General features: G+C 69.2%; 20 protein-coding genes and 1 pseudogene. 7 read left to right on the forward strand and 14 right to left on the reverse strand.

Features of this window, described 5'->3' with window-relative positions:
- Window positions 1–2: 2 nt before the first annotated feature.
- Both M5C98_RS24280 and M5C98_RS24285 read right to left on the reverse strand, forming a co-directional pair.
- A complete protein-coding gene (locus M5C98_RS24280; protein ID WP_272550123.1) occupies window positions 3–599 on the reverse strand; it encodes a peptidoglycan recognition protein family protein in 597 nt (198 codons plus the stop codon).
- A 152-nt stretch (window positions 600–751) separates the two neighbouring features.
- The gene (locus tag M5C98_RS24285) at window positions 752–1,642 is read right to left on the reverse strand and encodes a DMT family transporter (protein ID WP_272550124.1); all 891 of its coding nucleotides are present in this window, start codon (window positions 1,640–1,642) and stop codon (window positions 752–754) included.
- 65 nt (window positions 1,643–1,707) lie between these two features.
- Between M5C98_RS24285 and M5C98_RS24290 the strand changes: the two genes are divergently transcribed.
- Window positions 1,708–2,646 (forward strand): LysR family transcriptional regulator, encoded by a 939-nt coding sequence (locus tag M5C98_RS24290; protein ID WP_272550126.1) that lies wholly within the window; start codon window positions 1,708–1,710, stop codon window positions 2,644–2,646.
- Window positions 2,647–2,679: 33 nt separating this feature from the next.
- Here the strand turns inward: M5C98_RS24290 and M5C98_RS24295 are convergent, their stop codons facing one another.
- The 9 genes and pseudogenes from M5C98_RS24295 to M5C98_RS24335 form a co-directional block, all read right to left on the reverse strand.
- Entirely contained in the window at window positions 2,680–3,561 is an 882-nt protein-coding gene (locus tag M5C98_RS24295; RefSeq protein ID WP_442867209.1) for a siderophore-interacting protein, read from the reverse strand.
- A gap of 130 nt (window positions 3,562–3,691) precedes the next feature.
- Window positions 3,692–4,219: a PadR family transcriptional regulator gene (locus M5C98_RS24300; RefSeq protein WP_272550127.1), complete on the reverse strand. Its 528-nt coding sequence runs from the start codon at window positions 4,217–4,219 to the stop codon at window positions 3,692–3,694.
- Between the two features lie 88 nt (window positions 4,220–4,307).
- Window positions 4,308–5,978, reverse strand: coding sequence for an NAD(P)-binding protein (locus tag M5C98_RS24305; RefSeq protein ID WP_272550128.1), 1,671 nt, complete (start codon window positions 5,976–5,978; stop codon window positions 4,308–4,310).
- Window positions 5,979–6,009: 31 nt separating this feature from the next.
- Window positions 6,010–7,680 carry a polyamine aminopropyltransferase gene (locus M5C98_RS24310; protein WP_272550129.1) on the reverse strand — a complete coding sequence of 557 codons (1,671 nt, stop codon included), beginning with the start codon at window positions 7,678–7,680 and terminating at the stop codon, window positions 6,010–6,012.
- Window positions 7,680–7,826 (reverse strand): annotated as a pseudogene (locus M5C98_RS24315) (type I restriction enzyme endonuclease domain-containing protein); the annotation flags it as partial. The gene M5C98_RS24310 and the pseudogene M5C98_RS24315, both read right to left, overlap by 1 nt.
- Window positions 7,826–8,908, reverse strand: a complete 1,083-nt coding sequence (locus M5C98_RS24320) for a Fic family protein (protein WP_272550131.1) — start codon at window positions 8,906–8,908, stop codon at window positions 7,826–7,828. The pseudogene M5C98_RS24315 and the gene M5C98_RS24320, both read right to left, overlap by 1 nt.
- Before the next feature lie 194 nt (window positions 8,909–9,102).
- Complete coding sequence (locus tag M5C98_RS24325) at window positions 9,103–9,327, reverse strand: DUF350 domain-containing protein (protein ID WP_175537702.1); 225 nt, start codon at window positions 9,325–9,327, stop codon at window positions 9,103–9,105.
- A 61-nt stretch (window positions 9,328–9,388) separates the two neighbouring features.
- Window positions 9,389–10,885 (reverse strand): DUF4178 domain-containing protein, encoded by a 1,497-nt coding sequence (locus M5C98_RS24330; RefSeq protein ID WP_272550133.1) that lies wholly within the window; start codon window positions 10,883–10,885, stop codon window positions 9,389–9,391.
- Between the two features lie 71 nt (window positions 10,886–10,956).
- Window positions 10,957–12,012 (reverse strand): SPFH domain-containing protein, encoded by a 1,056-nt coding sequence (locus tag M5C98_RS24335; RefSeq protein WP_272553387.1) that lies wholly within the window; start codon window positions 12,010–12,012, stop codon window positions 10,957–10,959.
- A 175-nt stretch (window positions 12,013–12,187) separates the two neighbouring features.
- Here M5C98_RS24335 and M5C98_RS24340 point away from each other — a divergent pair, with 175 nt between their 5' ends.
- Window positions 12,188–12,439 carry a DUF2061 domain-containing protein gene (locus M5C98_RS24340; protein WP_272550135.1) on the forward strand — a complete coding sequence of 84 codons (252 nt, stop codon included), beginning with the start codon at window positions 12,188–12,190 and terminating at the stop codon, window positions 12,437–12,439.
- 190 nt (window positions 12,440–12,629) lie between these two features.
- Here M5C98_RS24340 and M5C98_RS24345 read toward each other — a convergent pair whose 3' ends face one another.
- Together M5C98_RS24345 and M5C98_RS24350 are read right to left on the reverse strand one after the other, a co-directional pair.
- Window positions 12,630–12,935 carry a flagellar basal body rod protein FlgC gene (locus M5C98_RS24345; RefSeq protein ID WP_272550136.1) on the reverse strand — a complete coding sequence of 102 codons (306 nt, stop codon included), beginning with the start codon at window positions 12,933–12,935 and terminating at the stop codon, window positions 12,630–12,632.
- 159 nt (window positions 12,936–13,094) lie between these two features.
- Complete coding sequence (locus M5C98_RS24350; RefSeq protein WP_272550141.1) at window positions 13,095–13,427, reverse strand: hypothetical protein; 333 nt, start codon at window positions 13,425–13,427, stop codon at window positions 13,095–13,097.
- 18 nt (window positions 13,428–13,445) lie between these two features.
- Between M5C98_RS24350 and M5C98_RS24355 the strand changes: the two genes are divergently transcribed.
- Together M5C98_RS24355 and M5C98_RS24360 are read left to right on the forward strand one after the other, a co-directional pair.
- Window positions 13,446–14,489 (forward strand): DUF5666 domain-containing protein, encoded by a 1,044-nt coding sequence (locus M5C98_RS24355; protein WP_272550142.1) that lies wholly within the window; start codon window positions 13,446–13,448, stop codon window positions 14,487–14,489.
- Window positions 14,486–14,683: a DUF5666 domain-containing protein gene (locus tag M5C98_RS24360; RefSeq protein WP_272550143.1), complete on the forward strand. Its 198-nt coding sequence runs from the start codon at window positions 14,486–14,488 to the stop codon at window positions 14,681–14,683. The genes M5C98_RS24355 and M5C98_RS24360 overlap by 4 nt, the downstream gene beginning before the upstream one ends.
- A gap of 128 nt (window positions 14,684–14,811) precedes the next feature.
- Here the strand turns inward: M5C98_RS24360 and M5C98_RS24365 are convergent, their stop codons facing one another.
- Window positions 14,812–15,504: a GntR family transcriptional regulator gene (locus tag M5C98_RS24365; protein WP_272550144.1), complete on the reverse strand. Its 693-nt coding sequence runs from the start codon at window positions 15,502–15,504 to the stop codon at window positions 14,812–14,814.
- An 81-nt stretch (window positions 15,505–15,585) separates the two neighbouring features.
- Between M5C98_RS24365 and araD the strand changes: the two genes are divergently transcribed.
- The 3 genes from araD to M5C98_RS24380 all read left to right on the forward strand — a co-directional run bounded on the left by araD (window position 15,586) and on the right by M5C98_RS24380 (window position 19,105).
- Complete coding sequence (gene araD / locus M5C98_RS24370; protein ID WP_272550145.1) at window positions 15,586–17,331, forward strand: L-arabinonate dehydratase; 1,746 nt, start codon at window positions 15,586–15,588, stop codon at window positions 17,329–17,331.
- An 11-nt stretch (window positions 17,332–17,342) separates the two neighbouring features.
- The gene (locus tag M5C98_RS24375; protein WP_272550146.1) at window positions 17,343–18,059 is read left to right on the forward strand and encodes a ribonuclease activity regulator RraA; all 717 of its coding nucleotides are present in this window, start codon (window positions 17,343–17,345) and stop codon (window positions 18,057–18,059) included.
- Between the two features lie 68 nt (window positions 18,060–18,127).
- Window positions 18,128–19,105: a Bug family tripartite tricarboxylate transporter substrate binding protein gene (locus M5C98_RS24380; RefSeq protein ID WP_272550147.1), complete on the forward strand. Its 978-nt coding sequence runs from the start codon at window positions 18,128–18,130 to the stop codon at window positions 19,103–19,105.
- The last annotated feature ends 13 nt before the right edge of the window (window positions 19,106–19,118 follow it).

Here is a 19,118-nt window from a genome sequence, read left to right on the forward strand (position 1 = left end):
TTTCAATACTCCACTTGTGCTGCTTCGGTCGCCAATTTGAAAGAGACGACCGGGTGTCGATAAATGGCCGTGCGTTTCAAATCGAGGTGGCTCAAAAGCGCACTGACAAGCCAGACGGATGCCGCATTTTGCGCTGCGGTCGGTGGCGAGTAGACCCGCTTTTCAGACACGCCAACCACTTCGATGCCGATGGAGTCCAAGTTACTGGGGTAACGCAAGTCCGCAGGCTTTTTCATTTCTAGTTGGTGCACCGCTAGCCTCTTTTCATCGGTCGTACCAGGGCCCGCCCAAATTGCTTTCAGCTTCTTTGTAGTGTCCGGCGAGCACGTCACCGTATCCTGACAAAGGGATCGAATCACCCCGACGTGATGGCAAACCCGGTCGATCCGCGCCGTCTGGTAGATCATGCCGCCCGGCGCGATCAGAAAGTGGGCGCCGACACTTCGCCAGTAGTAGGCCAGCAGCGTGGGAAAAGCGCTCCGGCTATTGGTCTGGTGAAGGATGATGCCGTTCACGCTCTGCAGCTCGCCATGCTCGAGATTCGGATAGCGGTTAGGCAGTATCCGCGTGCCGTGGATCATCCCATCGACGATTTTCATTATTCCTCCCCCTCCAACGGCCGCTTTTTATTCGTGATGCCATCGGCTCGGCTGCGAGCGTTCCCTTGATCCGTGGCGGCCGAAGCATAACCGCGGAGAAAATCGATGTTCAGCCTTTCCTTTCCCGATGAATCATCCGCGCCGCCAACCGATTACCGGCGCTGCGCGCCCAACGCCGCCCCCACGATCAGCGCCCCGCCAAGCCATTGCACCGGGCCCAGGCTTTCCCCCAGCCACAGCACTGCGAACAGCGCGCCCCAGGCGGGTTCGGTGCCCATCAGCAGCCCCACGCGGCTGGGCGCGGTGTGTTTCAGCGCCCAGTTCTGCGCGATGAAGGCGAACACCGTGCAGCCCAGCACAAGGTACAGGCTCGCGGCCCAGAAGGCGCCCTCGGCCGGCAGGGCGGGCAGACCGCCCGGCAGCGACAGGGCCACCAGCAGGCAACCCAGCCCCACCATGGCGGACTGCACGGCGGTGAGCAGCAGCATGGGCGCCTGGGCATGCCGCCGGGTGAGGCGGCTGGTGGCGCACACGGTCACGGCGCGCAGCGCGGCGGCGGCCAGCATCAGTCCGTCGCCCAGGCCCCACTGCATCTGCAGGCCGCCGCCCGCCAGCAGCGCCGCGCCCAGCAGCGAAACGGCCGCAAAGCCGAACACGGCGCCGGACGGCCGCTGGCCCAGCATCCACCACTCGGCAAACGGGGTGAACACCACGCACAGGCTGATGAGGAAGGCCGCCTGGCTGGCCTGCGTGTGCGCCACGCCATAGGTCTCGCACACGAAGATCGCCATCAGCAGCGCGCCCAGCGGCAGGCCGGCGCGCAGGGCGCCTTGCCATTGCGCCCGCGTGGCCCGCAGGCACGCCGGGGCCAGCAGCGCCGCCGTGAGCAGGAAGCGCACGGCCAGAAACCCCAGCACCGGGTAGAACGCCAGCGCCCCCTTGGCCACGCCGTAGCTGGTGCCCCAGACGACCGCCACCAGCAGCAGGACGAGGTCGGCGCTGCGCAGCAGCGTGGCGGGGCGGGCAAGGGGCAGCGTGGTCATGCGGCGATCGTAGATTCATGCCGTGCCATCGATAATGGCCGCTCAGAGAACAACATTGGTTCCCCATGCGCACAAATGACGCCCTGGATTGCCTGCCCGACATGGCGGTGTTCGCCCGTGTGGCGGCGGCGGGCAGTTTTTCGGCGGCGGCGCGCGAGCTGGGTCTGACCCCGTCGGCCGTGAGCCGCCAGGTGGCGCGCCTGGAGGGCGTGCTGCGCGTGCGGCTGCTGGAGCGCACCACCCGGCGCCTGCGCCTGACCGAGGCGGGCCATGCGGCGTTCGCGCGCTGCCAGGGGCTGGAGTCGTGCGCGCGCGAGGTGCTGGCGCTGGCCGGCCACCATGCCGACGTGCCCAGCGGCCTGGTGTGCATGAGCGCGCCCAAGGCCTACGGGCGCCAGCGCCTGCACCCGCTGGTGCCGTCGTTCCTGGCCGCGCACCCGCAGGTGGACGTGCAGCTGGTCATCACCGACCGCACCGTGGACCTGTTCACCGAGCACATCGACGTGGCGGTGCGCATCACCGACGCGCCGCCCCCGGGCCTGGCGGGCCGCCCGCTGGAGCCGGTGGAACACGTGGTGTGCGCCAGCCCGGCCTACCTGTCGCAGCGCGGCCTGCCGGAACACCCGCGCGACCTGGCGCAGCACGACTGCCTGCCCCTGGGCGAGGACGAGCGCGACCGGCACTGGCGCTTCGAGCGGCCGGGTGGCGGGGGTGGCGCAGCGGAATCCGCCGTGGTGAAGGTGCGCGGCCGCTACGTGGCCAACCACAGCGAGGTGCGGTGCGAAGCCGCCCTGGGCGGCCTGGGCATCGCCTCGCTGCCGGGCTTCACGGCGCAGGCGGCCCTGGCGGCCGGCACGCTGGTGCGCGTGCTGCCCGGCTGGCGCCACACCACGGCGTATTCCGGCACGGCCTGGCTGCTGTACCCGCCCAACCGCTTTCTGCCGTCCCGCGTGCGGGCCTGGATCGACCATGTGGCGCAGGGGCTGGCCGCGCGGCCCGCATGAGGGGCCCGCGCGGCGCCTGCTGATCCCTGGCGGTCAGTCCTCGTGCGTGTCGTGCGTGGCCGCGCTGCCCCGGCGCCAGTAGCCCGAGGCCTTGACCCACTTGGGGTAGGCGCCGCGCTCGCCCACCAGGTGCGCGCGCAGGGCCTTGGCCACGGCCGATTCGCAGGCCACCCAGGCGTGGAAGTCGCCCGCGGGCAGGGTCTGCGCGCGCAAAGCCTGCAGCAGGCCCTCGGCGGTGCCGGCTTCGGCGCCCTGGCGATGCACCCAGACGATGCGGGCATCGGCGGCGGTGGGCAGGGGCTGCTCGTCGGCCGGGCCGTCCACCTCGGCCAGCACCAGCACGGGCGCGCCGGCGGGCAGTTCGGTGAGGCGGCGGGCGATGGCGGGCAGGGCCGTGTCGTCGCCGATCAGCACGTAGCCGTCGAACGCGGTGGGAATGACCATGGAGCCGCGCGGGCCGCCCACGCCCACCGTCTGCCCGGGCGCGGCCTGCAGCGCCCATTGCGTGGCCGGGCCCGCGTCGTGCAGCGCGAAGTCGATGGTGAGGGTGCGTGCAGCAATGTCGTGTTGGCGCGGCGTGTAGTCGCGCATGGTGGGCCGGGGCGAATCGGGCGCCAGGCCCCCGGTGTCCGCCGGCACGGGAAAGTCGATCCGGCCCGTGGCGGGGTCGGGCAGGATGAGCTTCACGTGGTCGTCGAAGCCCGCGCTGTCGAAGCCCTCCAGGTCGGGGCCGGTGAGGACGATGCGCACGCAGTGCGGCGTGACGCGCTCGGCGCTTTGCACGGTGAGGATGCGCCGGCGCAGTTCGTGGCGCATGCGCTGGGGCGCGCGGGCCGCCAGGAGTTCGGCGGAAGGCTGCTGCGCTGCAGCGGCGGAGGGGACGGCCAGGGTGGTCGACGGGGACGGTGTGGTCATTTCAGGGCTTTCTGCCGGGGCGATGCCGGCGTTGCGGAGGGAGGCCAGGGCGTCGTGGGGCGCACTCCGGGCAACGGGGGGGCCGGGGCGGTCGCTCTGGGGCGTCCTGCAGGCCGGCGGGGAACAGGTTTTAAAGGCGCTCGATCTGCCGCGCCGCGGCGTCCAGCGCATCGGCGATGGCATGGATCTGCGCCTCGGCCAGCGGCTCGCGCGCCAGGCGAAGGTGCAGCGCATGGCGCAGGTTGTGCACGGCGCGCTCGATGGGCGCCGGGCGCTCGCCATGCCCGCCGCCGCGCATCGGCAGGCCGCTGGCCATGCGGGCCAGCAGCGCGTCCACCTCGGTGCGGTGCTCGGCCAGGTGGTCGCGCCCCGCATCGGTCAGCGTGTGCAGCTTGCGGCCGCCATCGGCGGTGACGGTGACATGCCCCATCTCTTCCAGCAGGGTGAGCGTGGGGTAGATCACGCCGGGGCTGGGGCTGTAGGCGCCGTTCAGCCGGTCTTCGATGGCCTTGATGAGCTCGTAGCCGTGGCGCGGCTTGTCGGCGATGAGCTGCAGCAGCACGAGGCGCAGGCCTCCGTGGCCGAACACGCGGCCGCCGCCACCGCGCCGCCCGCCGGGGCCGGCGCCGTGCAACTGGGAAATGTCAAGATCTTTCATTGTTTTTCCGATATATCTTTTTCAATAAGATATATCGAAATACGAGGCGCAATCCAACGGTTGCGTAATGCCCCCGGCCGCAAAAGGGTCAGGCGAAGGCCGCCGCGTGCCCGCGCGTGAACGCCTCTTCGAACACCGAATAGCCCGACCAGTCCGCGTGCGCGAACGCCAGCCGCGCCGTGCCGGGCGTGGGCGGCACGGCCACGCGCTCTCCATTCGATAGCTGGTAGCGCTTGCTGGATGGGCGCTGGGGGGCGATCCGGCCCAGGAACGCCTGGGTGCCGGGCACCGGGATCGACATGGCGTGGCCGTAGCGCGTGATCTCCATGCGCCGGGCGTGCCGGGCCAAGTCGGGGTGCGGCGCGGCCAGCCCCTGGAGGATGGCGTCGCGCCAGTGCGCCCAGGGTTGCTCCGCCAACTGCCGGCGGCCATCGGTCACGTCGCCCAGCGCCTGGTAGTAGGTGAGCACGGTGGCGGCCGGGCGCGGGTCCAGCCGCTGGTGGCCGGCGTTCACGTAGCCCAGGCCGCCGGGCGTGGGGTCGGCGTAGAGCACGTTGTCCCAGGCGGGGGCCGCGCCTTCGCGGTCGGCCAGGGGGGCATCGATGTGGATGTTGGCCACCAGCCAGGGCGCCCACGACAGGCGCTGCGCCGCCTGCTGCAGGAAGCCGGGCGGGTTGCGCACCACGCGCGCCGCGACGAAGACCGGCAGCGCCACGATGCAGCGGCGCGCCTGCCAGCGCTCCACGCTCTCGCTGGCGTGGTGGAACACGTCCACCTCCACGCCCTGGCGCGTTTCCTCGATGCGCAGCACCGAGCTGCCCGTGCGCAGCTGCCCGCCGGCCTGCAGCGGCGCGGCCAGGCGCTGGGTGAGCCAGCCGTTGCCTTCGGGCCAGGTGAGCACGCCCTCGCGGTCTTCGGTGGCCGCATCGCCGGGGGCATGGAAGCCGTGGCGGCTGGCGAAGTAGTGGATGCCCGCCCAGGCCGACACGCGCCCCGTGCCGGCGCCGTAGTCGTCGCGGCAGCAGTAGTCCAGGTACCAGCGCAGGTGCGTGTCGTCAAAACCCTCCTGCTCCAGCCATGCTATGAAAGTAATAGCATCAAGCCCTAGATGAATCTGCGCCAGGGGCTGATTGGGCTTCCATCCTTTGAGCGCCGGCATGGTGAAGGGCGCTGCGCGGCCCAGTTCGGCCACGCGGGCGGAAAAGCGCCGGTACTGCGCCAGCGTCTCGGCGCCCACGCCCTGCACGGGCAGCAGCCCGTCCTGCCACTGGCCCTGGAAGAACAGGCGCTCCTGCGGGCTGTGGCACAGGTGGCGCTCGTCGTAGCGCCAGCGCCCGGCCACGCGCTGGCGCAGGCCCAGCTCTTCCAGCAGGTCCTGCACCTCGCGCGCGCTGTCGCCCGGCACGGGCAGGTAGTGCGCGCCCAGCGGGCAGGCCATGCCGGCCACGCTGCCGGCGCGGCTGTTGCCGCCGGCGGAGTCTTCCAGCTCCAGCACCACGAAGTCGTCGGTGCCGGCCAGCCGCAGCGAGCGCGCAGCGGCCAGGCCGGCCACGCCCCCGCCCGCGATCACCACCTGGGTGCGCCGGACGATGTCGGGCTCGATCGGCCCGCCCTTCTGGAGCCGGTCGCGCAGCGCATGGCCGCGCGCCATGTCGATTCCGGCGAAGCCGCCCTCCAGTTCGGGCGGTGCGCCGCACCCGGCAAGGGCGGCAGCAGCGGCCGAGGTGGCCGAGGCGGCGAGGAATTGGCGGCGTTGCATGGTGGGCGATGCGGCCGGGCGGCCAGCGCGGTCAGTGGGCCGCCACCTTACCCCACTCCTGTTCGTAGGTGTGCACCAGCACCTGGTTGGACAGGCGGTTGACCTCGGCCGGCACGCGCGCCATGTCGCGCGGAAAGTCGAACAGCAGCGCCAGCGTGGGCACCGACAGGAAGCGCAGCCCCTCGGGCAGCGCCTGCGGCAGGTGCCAGGGACGGCGGCTGGCGATCACGAAGCCCCATTCCCCGAAGCTGGGCACGTGGGCGTGGTACGGCGCCGTGCGCAGCCCCAGCGATTCGATGGTCTGCACCACCGTCCAGAAGCTCTGGCGCGCCACCAGCGGCGAGGTGGTCTGCACCACGGCATAGCCGCTGGCGGACAGGCGCTGCGCCAGCAGGGCGTAGAAGCTGTTGGTGTAGAGCTTGCCGATGGCGAAGTTGGTCGGGTCGGGAAAATCCACCACGATCACGTCGAAAAAGTCTTGCGCTCCCACGCTCCCCGCTGCGCGTGGTTCGCTGCCCCCCGAGGGGGCCTCCGCGCGTTGGGGCGGCCCGGCGGCGCTGGAGTCCTGCGCCCCCACGTTCCCCTGCTGCAGCCACTGGAACGCGTCGGTGTTCACGACATGCACCTTGGGGTCGGACAGCGCCCCGCCGTTCAGCCGCGCGAGCGTGGGGTCGTCGGTGAACAGGCGCGTCATCGCCGGGTCCAGCTCGACCAGCGTGACCGATTCGACCGAGGGGTACTTGAGGATCTCGCGCACCGCCATGCCGTCGCCGCCGCCCAGCACCGCCACGCGCCGCGGCCCGGCGCCGCCCGAGGCGAACGCCGCCATCGCCGGGTGCACCAGGGCCTCGTGGTAGCGGTACTCGTCGCGCTCGGCGAACTGCAGGTTGCCGTTGAGGTACAGCCGGTGCCCTGCCTTGCCCTCGGTGACCACGATGCGCTGGTAGGGCGTCGCGCGGCTCACCACGATGCGGTCCTGGTAGAACTTGTCCTCGGCAAAGCGCGTGATGTGCTCCGCGCCCACCAGCCCCGCCAGCAGCACGCCGAATACCGCCACGCAGGCCAGCACGTGCGCCCGCAGGCGCCGCAGCTCGTGGCGAAACAGCCAGACCGCCCACAGCGCCACCGCCGCGTTCATCAGGCCGAACAGCAGCCCGGTGCGGATCAGCCCCAGGTGCGGCACCAGCAGCAGCGGGAAGGCCAGCGACACGGCCAGCGCACCCAGATAGTCGAACGTGAGCACCTGCGAGACCAGGTCTTTCAGCACCGCGTTGCGCTTCAGGATGCGCATCACCAGCGGAATCTCCAGCCCCACCAGCGTGCCCACCAGCAGCACCATGCCGTACAGCAGCACGCGGAACGCGCCCGGCGCATAGGCATTGGCGAGGAACAGCGTGGCCGGCAGCGCGCCGCCCACCAGCGCCACCAGCAGCTCGATGCGCAGGAAGTGCGCGGGCAACTGGCGCTCGAAGTAGCGCGACAGCCACGATCCCACGCCCATCGCGAAGAGGTAGGTGCCGATGATGGTGGAGAACTGCAGCACCGAATCGCCCAGCACGTACGAGGCGAGCGCGCCGGCCGCCAGCTCGTAGAGCAGGCCGCAGGCGGCGACCACGAAGACGCTGGCGAGCAGCGCGATGTCGATGGGGCGCGGCGCGGGCGCGGCGGTGGCTGTGGTGGAGGGCAAGGAAGCGTCCGGCATCACTGCTCCCATGCTTCGCCCAGCGCTTCGGCTTGCTGCAGCACCAGTTCGACGGCGCTGTCGGCTTTGTCGGGCGGGTATTTGTACTTGCGCAGGATGCGCTTGACCATCAGCCGCAGGCTGGCGCGAACGCTCTCGCGGCGGGTCATGGCCGGGCCTCGTGCTGGCCCAGCAAGATGGTGCTCAATGCCTGGTTGACGTAGTAGTTGCCGCGCCCGATCTTTCGCTTTTGCACGAAGCCGCTGGCCGCCAGCGCATCCAGGTATTTGGTGGCGGTGAGCCGAGAGACCTGCAGATCCCGCTGCAAAAAATCGATCTTGGTGTAGGGGTGCGTGAACAGGTTGTTGATCAAGTCCTGGCTATAGAACTTGTGCTGCGCCCGGATGCGGTGTTTGTAGTCGAACAGTGCCGTCTTGATGGCATGGATGGTGACCAGGGTCTGGGCGGCGGTCTGCTCCACGGCGTCCAGCATGTAAAGCACCCAATCTTCCCAGGTGTCGTCGTCTCGCACCGTCTGCAGCAAGCGGTAGTAGTCGGCCTTGGTACGCACGATGTGCTTGCTCAGGTACAGCACCGGAATATCGAGCAGCCCCTCCTTCACCAGATACAGCACGTTCACGATGCGCCCCGTGCGGCCATTGCCGTCGTAGAACGGGTGGATGCTTTCGAATTGGTGGTGCGCCAGCGCCATCTTGATCAGCGGGTCGGCTGCAAACAGGTCGGGATCGTTCAGAAACCGCTCCAACCCCCCCATCAGCGCGACGATCTCGGTGGGGTCTTGCGGCGGCGTATAGACCGTCTGCCCGGTGCCGTCTTTCAGCGCCGTGCCAGGCAGCTTGCGAAAACCCGCATTGTTGCGCTCCAGCTCGCCTTGGATCTGGATGATGTGGTTGGCCGTGAGCAGGCCACTGCTGCGTACCTGCTCAAATCCCACCCGCAGGGCTTGGCGGTAGCGCAGCACCTCTTTGGCCGCGGGATTGGCAAACGCTTCGGGCAGCACATCGTCCTTGAACAGCTCATCGTGCGTGGTGACGATGTTCTCTATCTCCGAGCTGTCTTTGGCCTCCTGCAGGCCCAGCGTGTTGATCAGGATGCCCTGGTTGGGAATGGACGCGGCAATACCCTTGAGTTCAGCCAACCGGCGGCTGCTGCTGGCCAGCTTCTTGAGAATGGCGGGCGTGTCGAAACGGGTGGCGTCCAGCTGTTCGAGCGGGAGGAGGAAGGGCATGGCGGGCGAGGCTGGTCTGAAATGTATAGAAAAGCCGGTTTCCTATACATGTTAGCCAGCATCTGTATAGAAAAAGCCGCTTTTTATACATGTGATGGTTCGCCTGTACAGCCAACAGCGGGTTTTGAATGGGCAGACGTTCAACGGCCGAAAGCCAAAGGTTTTCCTGGACAACCAGCGCTGCTGGAGCGCCCTCACCCCCCGTGGATCGCCGCCGCCACGATGATGCTGATGCCCAGGCACATGGCCGCCACCACCATGGCGAGGGCCTTGTTCTGCTTCTCGACGATCTCGGCCCACAGGTCGTAGGGCGTGATCTTGTCGATGATGATGAAGCTCACCCAGAACACGAACACGCCGATCAGCGCGAACAGGATGGAGCCGAAAAACGCGGCGGGCCGCAGCCATTCAAGAGCCATGATGACCTCCGTCAGATGAAAAGGGGTTGCAACAAGGGAGCGCAGGGGCGTCGCGGTTCCGTCATTTGTGCCCGCCTCCGCTGGAATACCCGCCGAAGGAGCCGCCCGAGCTGCGGTAGCCGCCGCCCGACGATCCCGAGCAGTTGCTCATGAGCAGCAGGATGATGATGAGGATGACCGCGATGACGATGATGGTCATGCAGCCCAGGCTGGTGGCACTGGCCAGCGGCGCGGCGTCCGCGCGTTTGAACAGGTCTTTCTGCCCGTCCAGCTTGAACGCCTGCGCCACCACGGCGCTGTCGATCTTGCTGCCGCTGGACCAGGTGATCTCGCGCGGGGTCTGCTCCATCGACAGCAGGCCGCGGCCGGTGCTGCTGGCGAAGTCGCGGTTGGCGCTTTTCTGGCCGCGCTCCACGGGCCAGTAGAACTCGCCGGCCACGTAGGTGGTCTCGGCGTCGTACTGGCTGGCCAGGCGGTAGGTGGTGCCCAGGTAGGTCGCGCTCTGGCCGCCGCCGGTCAGCTGCGGCGCGCCCGTGGTGGGGCGCACCAGGCTCCAGCCGTCGGTCGCGTCCACCAGGAAGGCGAAGCCGCGCTTTTGGTGGTAGAGCAGGTATTCATCCCAGCCGAAATGCTCGTCGTCGCCCGGCTCCACGCCCATGCGGTGCTGAAAGCCCACCACCTGCCAGTGCACGCCCTCCAGTTGCCCGATCTGGCCCAGCGGGATGAGCGGACTCACCGGCTCGTCCTGCACGGCGTGGCGCAGTTCGGCCCCCAGGCCGCTGGACAGGTCGATCAGGCTGTGGCACGACGGGCAGGTCAGGCTCTTGGTGCTGCCCAGCTTCACGGGCACCGGGGCGCCGCAGTTGGGGCAGTTGAACTGCCGGCCTTTTTCGTCCTTGGCGGAGGCGTCTTTGAGGCCCTGCAGCTTCAAATCGTCCAACTGCACGGCCCGGCCGCGGTCCACCTTTGGGGGCGTGCTGCCGTAGTCGATCGACAGCACCTCGCCGTCCGCGCTGCGCAGCTCCACCATGCTGAACGGCTGGCCCAGCGGCGGCAGCTTGGGCAGCTCGCCCTGGGCGGAGATGAGCTGCGCCTGCACGTTGGCGGCCACGCTGTAGGGTTTGCCGGCCACCGCCGTGGTCATGCCGACGCGGAACTGCTCGGCCGCGGGCAGCTCGCGCCCCGCCGCGGCCGGCCGCGTGAACACGTAGGCGCCGTTGTCCTCGCCCAGCGTGGCGGTGCTGCCGTCTTCGAGGAAGGCGTTCCACTCGGTCCAGGTGCCGGCGTCGCCCTTGTATTGCAGGCGCCCGATCAGCGTGAAGGGCAGGTCCTGCCCGTCCAGCACGATGCGGCCGCTTGCCATGAGCTGCAGGGGGCTGTGGTCGTCGAAGACCTCGGCCATCTTGCCCACGCGCGTGAGCACCTCGCCGCTGCGCACCACCGTGCTCTGGCAGTAGGGGCAGACGGCGTGCGTGGACTGCGCGCTCTTGAATTCGACCGGCGCGCCGCAGCCGGGGCAGGGCGCGCGGTAGGTACGCTGGGTGCCGCTCTCGGCCATGTTTTTTGAGTGTTTTTGGCCTCCTGCCCTAGTAACGATTGGGCAGGATGCTATTCAATCGGTAGCGAAGCCTAGACCAGCTTCTTGAGCAGTTCGGCCTTCTTGGCGTCGAACTCCTCCTGCGTGAGAATGCCCTTGGCCTTGAGTTCGCCCAGCTTTTCCAGCGTGGCCATCACGTCCTCGGGCTTGACGCCCGCCGCGGGCGCGGCCGCCACGGCGGCGGCGGCCTGCTGGGCCGCGCCGGGGTTCTGCAGGCCCTGCTGCAGGTTCTGCGCCAGCACCTGGCCCAGCGCCACGCCGGCGCCCAGGCCCATGGCGTCGCCGGCAATGCCGCCCCCGCCGTTGCCCGAGCCTTCGGCGAACTTCGGGATCGCCTGCGCCGTCTGGTACTGCATGAACTTGCCCATGTCGTTGCCGACCATGCCCATGCCGATCTTCTGGTCCAGGACCTTCTGCAGCTCTTCGGGCAGCGAGACGTTCTGCACCGTCATGCCTTCCAGCAGCAGGCCGATCTTGGCGAACGCGGGCTGCAGCTCCTTGGCCAGGGCCTCGGCGAACATCACCTGGTTGGCCGCCAGGTCGAGGAACGGCAGGCCGCTGCCCGCGATGGCGTTGCTGATGTTCTGCAGCACCAGGCCGCGCAGCTGGCCGTCGATCTCGGAGACGGTGTACTCGGCGCGCGTGCCCGAGATCTCGGTGTGGAACAGCTTGGGGTCGGCCACGCGGAAGGCGTAGTTGCCGAACGCGCGCAGGCGCACGGCGCCGAAATCCTTGTCGCGGATGGTGATGGGCTGCGGCGTGCCCCACTTCTGGTCCACCTGCTGGCGCGTGCTGAAGAAGTACACGTCGCTCTTGAACGGGGACTCGAAGAGCTTGTCCCAGTTCTTCAGGTAGGTGAGCACCGGCAGCGTCTGCGTGGTCAGCTTGTAGGTGCCGGGGCCGAACACGTCGGCCACCTGGCCTTCGTTCACGAACACCGCCATCTGCGACTCGCGCACCACGAGCGTGCCGCCGTTCTGGATTTCCATGTCCCGCATCGGGAAGCGCCAGGCCAGGGTGCCGTCGCTGTCCTCGGTCCACTGGATGATGTCGATGAACTGTTTCTTGATGAAGTCCATGAGGGCCATGCGGTGCTCCCGTTCGAGGTGTGCGGAGGGGTTGGAAAGTGCGGCCATCATAGCGGCGCCCCGGGGCTTGGCTATCGCGGCGTTGGACACGATCAATTGGCGCTCGCCAATGCGAATCACTAGCATTCGTGCAGTCGTTCGTTCCCCATCCGAGATCGCCCCACAGGAGTCCGCCATGTCCCGCATCCGCCAAGCCACGCTCCGCAACCTGCCCACCCTGATGAAGACGGGCAGCTACTACCTCATCCACATCTGCGTGGCGGCCCTGGTGGCCTACGCGGTCACCGGCAACCTGGTCGCCTCGATCACGCTGAGCCTGCTGGAGCCCACGGTGCAGGCGGTGGCGTTCTTCTTCCACGAAAAGGCCTGGGAGCGGGCGGCCCGCCGCCGCGCGGCAGCGGCCGGCGATGCGCCCCTGGCGGCTTGAGGCACGGCCATGAATACCACCTCGGATTCGCGCCCCCGGCAGGCGGGCGGGCCGTTTCAGCACTGGCTGATCGAGCGGCTGGCCGGCCTGGCCGGCGCGCTGTGATGGTCTGAGAAAGAGGGGAAAGGGTGCCGCCGGGCTGCCGTCGGCCCGGGGCGGTCAGCGACGGGTGTGGGGCGTGTTCGGCGGTTCAGGCCCGGGTGTCGAGCAGCGAGCCCATCATGCGGTCTTCGGTGCGCAACACCTGCAGATTGGCCTTGAACGCATAGGTGGCCGAGATCTGATCGACCGCATCGGCCTCGAGCGAGGCGCCTTCCTGCGCCGCGCGGCCCACGCGGGTGGTGGCCACGCCGCCTTGCGAGGCCACGGCCTCCTGGTCCACCGTCTGGCGCTTGAACCCGGGCGTGTTCATGTTGGCGACGTTGTTGGCGGAGACATCCATGCGCACCTGGGCGGCGCGCAGGCCGGAGGCGGCGATCGAGGAAACAGAGGCCATGGGAGTGCTCCGGTGGAGGGCGAGGAAGTGGCCGGATTATCCGCCGCAGGTGAAGGAATGACCAGCCCGGCCGTGATGACCAGCTTGGCCGGGCAAAGGGCCTGGAACGATCGGCAGGCCCATGCGCTGGCTTCGGCATGGCCCGAGGCGTTGGTTTTTTCACCACGGCACGCGGGGTCCGGTGGCGGCGCGAAACGCTAAAGCGTACACAAGTGTTTCGAAATGAAATGGCGTTGGCCGCACGGCCGGCTCGGCGTTCGGCTGCGCGCCGCAGCGCACGCCGGGCGCGGTATCGAGACAGGCGCCCCGCCAATGCCAGGGCGGCGGCGCGGCCGCGTTCCTTTTAAAACTGAACAAGTCAGTACACATATTGAAATCATCGGCCTGGCCGTTGATTCCAAGATGCCTCCAGGCGCTGGCGTGGCGCGCGGCGTCGGTTCTGGCCGCGCAGCCCGCCGCCGCCCGCCCGGCCTTGCCGGTCCACCATTCCAATCGCCTTCGGAGGTTTCCATGCAGTCCACCTTGCTCCCCGACGTCCAACCGTCATCCCCCGCTCGCCGCCGCCTGCTGGCCGGCGGCGCCGCTTCCGCCACCCTGGTGCTGTTCGGTTGCGGCGGAGGGGGCGGCGGCGGTGGCGATGTCTCCGGCGTCGGCAGCACGGCCGATGCGTCGTTCTCCAGCGGCCCCATCAGCGGCTTCGGCTCCATCATCGTCAACAACCTGCGCTACGACGACACCGCCGCGCGCATCCTGGACGATGCCGGCCAGGCCGTCACCACCGCCGCCCTGCGGCTGGGCATGGTGGTGGAGGTGAACGGCTCGGGCATCGCGGTGGACGCCAGCGGGCTGCGCCGCTCCGTGGCCTCGACCATCAGCCTGCGCAGCGAGATCGAGGGGCCCATCACCGCCATCGACACCGCCGCCCGCACCTTCGCCGTGCTGGGCCAGAGCGTGCAGTGGGCCGATGCCACGCTCTACAGCGACAACCTGCCCAATGGCGCGGCCAGCCTGGCGGTGGGCCAGGTGGTGCAGGTGTTCGGCCTGCGCAATCCCGACGGGCTGTACAGCGCCACGTTGGTGGTGCGCGACGAGCCCGTGCCCACCCGCTACAAGCTGCGCGGCGTGGTTGCCGGGCTGGACGGCACGGCGCAGACCTTCCGCATCGGCGGCGCGGTGATCGCCTATGGCGCCGTCGCGTCGCAGGCCCCCGGCATCGCCAACGGGCAGTACGCCCGCGTGGAGCTGCAGACGGCGCCCGATGCATCCGGCCGCTGGGTGGCCTCGGCCCTGCGCGCCACCGCCAGCAGCGTGACGCTGCCCAGCGGCAACAACGTGGCGGTCGAACTCAAGGGCTACATCACCGCGTTTACCAGCAACACGGCCTTCAGCGTGAACGGCGTGCCGGTGAACGCCAGCGGGGTGGCCAACCCGCCTGCGGGCCTGGCGCTGGGCCGGCGCGTGGACGTGAAGGGCGTGTTCGTGAGCGGCCAGTTCAACGCGAGCGAGATCGCGCTGGAAGAGGCCGGCAGCCTGCCAGCCGCAGCTTCGACGTGAAGGGATCGATCCAGCGCGTGATCCCGGCGGCCTCGGTGATCGTCGTGCGCGGCGTGCCGGTCAACTACGCCAGCGCCCGCTTCGAGGGCGGCACCGCGTCCGACCTGGCCGAGAACCGCTCCGTGGAGATCCAGGCGCAGGTGGCCGCCGGCACCTTCGGCCTGGTGGCGCAGACCATCCGGTTCGTCGTTTGATGACGGTTGCTATTGATTCAATAGCAGTATGCCCTAGTACCGATTGCGCTGGAGGCCAATGGGGCTGACCATGGGCCGGCGCCGGCGCCTTTTGCCCCGAGCCGCCCGGGTCCGCTCCGCTCCGCCCTTCAGTCGGCGTTCACGTATTCCGGATGGCGGGCGCAGATCTCGTCCACCTGGCTGAGCGTGCCCGACAGGTGCGTGCGCAGCGCCTCCTGGGCGCCGGGCGCGTCCCCCCGCGCGATGGCCTCGGCGATGCGGCGGTGGTCGGCCAGCACCGACGCGGCCTTGCCCGCGCTGGGCAGGTGCAGGTGGCGCAGCCGGTCCACGTGGCCGGAGTGGCTGCGCACCAGCTCCCACAGGCGCGGCACCTCGGCGGCCTCGTACATCAGGCGGTGGAACGCCAGGTCGGCCTGCGAGAACGCCTCGGGCTCCAGGGGATCGGCCGCGGCCTGCATCACGCCGATCTGGGCTTGCAGGCGCAGGGCGACGGCCTCGCCGCCCTGCAGCGCCAGCGTGCGCACCACCTCCAGCTCGATCGAGCGGCGCAGGTAGTGCGCCTGCCGCGCGGCGGCCACATCGATGCGGCTCACCACCGTGGCGTGCTGCGGAAAGATGTCCACCAGCCCCTCCTCGCCCAGCCGCATCAGCGCATCGCGCACGGGCGTCTGGCTGATACCGAAGCGCTCGGCCAGTTCGGCGCGGGCCAGCACGGTGCCGGGGGTGAGGTCCAGCGACACGATGGCCGCGCGCAGCTTTTCGAAGATCTGCGGCGCCGCGTGGCGCGACCGGTCGAGGCGGACTTTGTCTCTCACGTTCATAAGCGGCGGATTGTGGCATCGCGCTGTTTTGACGCACTAATATATTAGTGCTTTAATGCATCGAAACCTGTGATGGAGCCTATGACGACGACCCGCCGCACCCCCGAGTCCCTGCGCAGCGCACGCTGGTTCGCACCCGACGACCTGCGCTCCTTCGGCCACCGCTCCCGCATCATGCAAATGGGCTACGCGCCCGAAGACTGGGCGGGCAAGCCCATCATCGCCATCGTCAACACGTGGTCGGACATCAACCCCTGCCATGGCCACTTCAAGCAGCGCGTGGAAGACGTCAAGCGCGGCGTGCTGCAGGCGGGCGGCTTTCCCATCGAGCTGCCCGCCATTTCGCTGGCCGAGGCCTTCGTCAAGCCCACCACCATGCTCTACCGCAACCTGCTGGCCATGGAGACCGAAGAGCTGCTGCGCAGCCACCCGGTCGATGGCGCGGTGCTGATGGGCGGCTGCGACAAAACCGGCCCCGGCCTGCTGATGGGCGCCATCAGCATGGGCCTGCCCTGCGTCTTCGTGCCCGCCGGCCCCATGCTGCGCGGCAACTACAACGGGCAGGTGCTGGGCTCGGGATCGGACGCGTGGAAGCTGTGGGACGAACGCCGCGCCGGCCAGATCACGCAGACGCAGTGGCTCGGGGTGGAGGGCGGCATCGCCCGCAGCCACGGCACCTGCATGACCATGGGCACGGCCAGCACCATGACGGCGATTGCCGAGGCCATCGGCATGACGCTGCCGGGCGCCTCGTCCATCCCCGCGCCGGACGCCAACCACGTGCGCATGAGCGCCGAGAGCGGCCGCCGCATCGTCGAGATGGTCTGGCAGGACGAGACCCCGGCGAAGCTGCTGAGCCGCGAATCGTTCCTGAACGGCATCAACGTCGCCATGGCCGTGGGCTGCTCCACCAACGCCATCGTCCACCTGGTGGCCATGTCGCGCCGCGCGGGCGCGCACTGCGCCGTCACGCTCGATGATTTCGACGCCGCCAGCCGCCACGTGCCCGTGATCGCCAACGTGCGGCCCAGCGGCGACACCTACCTGATGGAGGACTTCTACTACGCCGGCGGCCTGCCCGGCCTGATGTCGCGCATGCCGCAGCACCTGCACCTGGGGGCGCGCACCGTCACCGGCCGCACGCTGGGCGAAAACATCGAAGGCGCCGCCGTGTTCAACGACGACGTGATCCGGCCGCTGTCCAACCCCATCTACGCCGAGGGCGCGCTCGCCGTGCTGCGCGGCAACCTCGCGCCCGACGGGGCCGTCATCAAGCCCAGCGCCTGCGCGCCGCACCTGCAGCAGCACACCGGCCCGGCGCTCGTGTTCGACGACTACCCCAGCATGAAGGCCGCGGTGGAAGACCCCGACCTGGACGTGACGGCCGACCACATCCTGGTGCTGCGCAACGCCGGCCCGCAGGGCGGCCCGGGCATGCCCGAATGGGGCATGCTGCCCATCCCCGCGAAGCTGGTGAAGCAGGGCGTGCGCGACATGCTGCGCCTGTCCGATGCGCGCATGAGCGGCACCAGCTACGGCGCCTGCATCCTGCACGCCGCGCCCGAGGCCTACATCGGCGGCCCGCTGGCGCTCGTGAAAACCGGCGACCTCATCACCGTGGACGTGCCCGCGCGCCGCATCCACATGGAGGTGAGCGACGAAGAACTCGCCCGCCGCCGCGCTGCCTGGACGCCGCCGCCCGCGCGCTACCAGCGCGGCTACGGCTGGATGTTCAGCCGCCACATCCTGCAGGCCGACCAGGGCTGCGACTTCGATTTCCTCGAAACCGGCTTCGGCGCCCCCGTGCCCGAGCCCGACATCTTCTGACCCCTGGAGACATGCCCTTGAACCCCGCCACCCGCGACCGCCTCGCCCACGTCAGCACCGCCACGCTGTGCACCGCCCTCTTCAAGAAGGGGCTGCGCAACCAGTTCCTGCAGAACGTACACCCCTTGCGCACCGGCGGCGCCAACATGGTGGGCGAGGCCTTCACGCTGCGCTACATCCCGGCGCGCGAAGACCTGAACACCATCGACGTGTTCAAGAACCCCGACCACCCGCAGCGCAAGGCCGTGGAAGACTGCCCGCCCGGCGCCGTGCTGGTCATCGACAGCCGCAAGGACGCGCGCGCCGCATCGGCCGGCTCCATCCTCGCCTCGCGCCTCATGAAGCGCGGCGTGGCCGGGCTGGTCACCGACGGCGGCTTTCGCGACACGCCCGAGATCGCCGCGCTCGACATGCCGGCCTACCACCAGCGCCCCTCGGCGCCCACCAACCTCACGCTGCACCAGGCCATCGACATCAACGGGCCCATCGCCTGCGGCGACGTGGCCGTGTTCCCCGGCGACGTGCTGGTGGGCGATGGCGAGGGCGTCATCGTCATCCCCGCGCACCTGGCCGACGAGATCGCCGCCGAGGCCACCGAGATGACCGCCTTCGAAGACTTCGTGACCGAGAAGGTGCTGGAAGGCCGATCGATCATCGGCCTGTATCCGCCCACCGACCCGTCCGTGCACGGCGACTTCGCTGCATGGCGCACCGCGAAAGGCCGCTGATATCTGAACCTCGCCAGCTCCCCTTTTCCCGCATCGCAGCATCACAACGACACCCGGAGACAAACCCCATGCGATTCATCCGACACACCGCCCTGCTGGCCGCCCTGGCCCTGGCACCGTTTTTCGCCGGCGCCCAGGAGTGGCCCACCGCCAAGCCCATCACCTACGTCGTGCCGTTCACGCCCGGCGGCTCCACCGACATCATCGGCCGCGTCCTCGCCAACAAGCTGGGCGAGGCGCTCAAGCAATCGGTGGTGGTGGTGGACAACAAGCCCGGCCAGGCCGGCGGCATCGGCGCCTCGTACGCGGCCAAGGCCGCGCCGGACGGCTACACCCTCTTCGGCGGCACCATCAGCACGCACGCCATCAACGCCAGCCTGTACAAGAACCTGTCGTACAACCCGGTCAAGGACTTCGAGCCCGTGGCCCTGGTGGCCACGCTGCCCAACGTGCTCATCGTCAACCCCGCGCTGGGCGTGAACTCGGTCAAGGAACTGATCGAGCTGCTTAAGAAAGACCCGTCCAAGCGCATGTTCGCGTCGTCGGGCGCCGGCACCTCCACCCACTTGGCGGGCGAGATGTTCGGCGACCTGATCGGCGTGAAGCTCACCCACGTACCGTACAAGGGCACGCCGCCCGCCCTCACCGACGTGGCGGCCGGCCAGGTGTCGTTCATGTTCGACCAGATGACCGCCGCCCTGCCCCTGGCCAAGGCCGGCCGCGTGAAGCTGCTGGCCGTGACCACCGGCCAGCGCATCGCCCTCGCGCCCGAACTGCCCACCATGATCGAATCGGGCGTGGCCGGCTTCGAGATGTCGTCCTGGCAGGCCGTGTACGCCCCCAAGGGCACGCCCAAGGCCGTGGTGCAGCGGCTGAACGCCGAGATCGTCAAGGCGCTCAAGCAGCCCGACGTGGTGGACAAGCTGCACACGCAGCTGGGCATGGACATCGTGGGCAGCACGCCGGAAGCGCTCGCGGCGCACATGGCCAAGGAGATTCCGCGCTGGGCGGAGCTGGTGAAGAAGTCGGGGGCTTCGGCGGATTGACTGACGTTCCTGA

Origin of the sequence: Acidovorax sp. NCPPB 3576, from assembly GCF_028473605.1 — a bacterium.
Classification (GTDB): domain Bacteria; phylum Pseudomonadota; class Gammaproteobacteria; order Burkholderiales; family Burkholderiaceae_C; genus Paracidovorax.